4 protein-coding genes are annotated in these 2,237 nt (G+C 71.3%); 1 reads left to right on the forward strand and 3 read right to left on the reverse strand.

Features of this window, described 5'->3' with window-relative positions; translation table 11 throughout:
- The 3 genes from G6019_RS14865 to G6019_RS14875 form a co-directional block, all read right to left on the reverse strand.
- A partial coding sequence (locus G6019_RS14865) for a DUF1990 family protein (RefSeq protein ID WP_182627912.1) occupies positions 1–182 on the reverse strand: 182 nt, incomplete at its 3' end.
- On the reverse strand, positions 179–778 hold the full coding sequence (pth, locus tag G6019_RS14870; protein ID WP_182612308.1) for an aminoacyl-tRNA hydrolase: 600 nt from the start codon (positions 776–778) through the stop codon (positions 179–181). The genes pth and G6019_RS14865, both read right to left, overlap by 4 nt.
- A 70-nt stretch (positions 779–848) precedes the next feature.
- Positions 849–1,745: a LysR family transcriptional regulator ArgP gene (locus tag G6019_RS14875; RefSeq protein WP_182612307.1), complete on the reverse strand. Its 897-nt coding sequence runs from the start codon at positions 1,743–1,745 to the stop codon at positions 849–851.
- A gap of 67 nt (positions 1,746–1,812) precedes the next feature.
- Here G6019_RS14875 and G6019_RS14880 point away from each other — a divergent pair.
- A partial coding sequence (locus tag G6019_RS14880; RefSeq protein ID WP_182627914.1) for a LysE/ArgO family amino acid transporter occupies positions 1,813–2,237 on the forward strand: 425 nt, incomplete at its 3' end.

Here is a 2,237-nt window from a genome sequence, read left to right on the forward strand (position 1 = left end):
CCCGGCCCGGTGCGCGGACGGAGCGTGACGGTGCGGCCGACCGTGGCGGGACCGTCGGAGACGACGACGAGGCCGGCGCGGCGATGCATGTCCCAGGTGAACAGTGCGCGGCTCGCGCGGTCGAAGAGGTCGGCCCCGGAGCCCAGAACGGCGTCGCGTCGGAACCGCCGGGGGCGGCTCACGCGGAGTGGACCTGGTTCTGGGCGGTCTCCAGTCCGTGGGTGAGCAGGAGCTCGACCGCGTCGGCGGCGTCCTGCACCAGGAACGGCACGTCGGGCTGCTCGAGCTTGGAGAAGCGCTTGAGCACGTAGTCCGCCACGGCCATGCGCCCCGGTGGCCGGCCGACCCCCGCGCGGACCCTGATGTAGTCCCTGGTGCCCAGGGCTGCGGTGACCGAGCGGAGCCCGTTGTGCCCGCCCTCGCCCCCGCCGCGCTTGAGACGGACCTGTCCGAAGTCGATGTCGATCTCGTCGTGCACCACGATCACGTCGGTGGGCGCGACGGAGAAGTACTTGGCCACCGCGGCGACGGGCCCCCCGGACAGGTTCATGTAGCTGCGCGGCCGGGCCAGGATCACGGCCTGGTCGGCGACCCGCGTCTGGGCCACCTCGCAGTTGGTCCGCTTGTGTGTGGAGAAACTCGCCGGCATGGGCAGGGCGCGGGAGGCCAGCTCGAGCAGCACGTCCCAGCCGATGTTGTGGCGGGTCCCCTCGTAGTCGGGACCGGGGTTGGCCAGGCCCACCACGAGTCGGGGCCCGGGGGTGTCAGGGGTACTCACGGTCTCATGGTCCCAGACCGGGTCGGTCGGCGGCCCACCCCGGCCCTCCCGCCCCGGCCCGCTCACCTCGTCAGGGTCGCAACTCTGCGCTGGCCGTCTCGAGCACCGCGGCGGTCAGGGCGTCGAGGCCGGGCGACTGGAGTCTCCAGTGTTGCCAGAACAGCGGGACGTCGAGGGGGCGGTCGGGAGAGACCTCGGTGAGCTCACCGGAGACCAGCCACGGGGTGGCCAACTGTTCGGGGACCAGGCCCCAGCCCAAGCCGGCGGCGATGGCACGGACGTGGTCGTGCGAGCTGGGGACGAAGTGGCGGGGGCCGGTCGGTTCGCGTCGCGCGAGCCGACGGTAGTGGAGTTCCTGGTGGGCGTCGCTGCGGTCGAAGTCGACGATGGGGGCCCGGCCCAGCGCGGTCGTGGGCGAACCGTCGCGCAGGTGCCGGGCCACGAATCCGGGACTGGCGCACGCGAGGTATCGCATCGACCCCAGGGGGAGTGACCGACATCCCTGGACGGCCCGGGACTCGCTGGTCACCGCCGCCATCACTTCGCCGCGACGGAGGAGCTGGGAGGACAATGACTCGTCCTCGCGGCGGAGGTCGAAGACCACCTGGCCCGAGCCGTGGACCTCGGTCATGGCGTCGAGAAACCAGGTGGCGAGCGAGTCGGAATTACACGCCACCGCCAGGACCACGTGCTCCGACGGGGTCTCCGCTCCGTCGAACTCGCGGGACAGGGACTCCTCCAGGTGGAGCATCTGACGTGCGGTCCTGAGCACCGTCTCGCCGGCATCGGTCGCCGTGACGGGACGGTCCCTGCGGACCAGGATGCGGCCGGCGGAATCTTCCAGCGACCGGATGCGCTGAGACACCGCCGACTGGGTGACGTGGAGATGGGCGGCGGCCGCGTCGAAGGAGCCGAGGTCGACGACGGCCACGAGGGTACGCAGGTGATCCAGATGCAGTGCGTGCATAAGTCTGGCTAATGCTAGCTGAAGAACTGTAGTAGCACTGCAGACCGCGCGGATCTAGCGTGAGTGCGTGACCACCACCTCCACCCTCCTCATGGGCGCCGGTATGGGCCTCGGGCTCATCGCCGCCGTCGGCGCCCAGAACGCCTACGTTCTCCAACGCTCGATTCGCGGAGACGTGGCGATGGTCCCGATCGTCCTGTTCTGCGTCGTGTCCGAGGCCGCCCTGCTCCTGCTCGGTGTGGCGGGGGTCGGGGCGCTGGTCGAGTCCGCGCCCGCCGCCCTCACCGTGATGACGTGGTTCGGGGTCGTCTTCCTGCTGGCCTACGGCGCCGTTGCCGCGTCCCGGGCCCTCCGGCCCGGCAGCGGGCTGCAGGTGGACGGGGACGCGCGCGTCCCCTCGACCCTGGGCGCGGTCGCGGCGTGTGCGGCGTTCACCTGGCTCAACCCTCACGCCTACCTCGACAGCGTGGTCTTCCTGGGGACCCTGGCCAA

Origin of the sequence: Dietzia sp. DQ12-76 (genome assembly GCF_014145045.1) — a bacterium.
In the GTDB taxonomy this organism is placed as follows: domain Bacteria; phylum Actinomycetota; class Actinomycetes; order Mycobacteriales; family Mycobacteriaceae; genus Dietzia.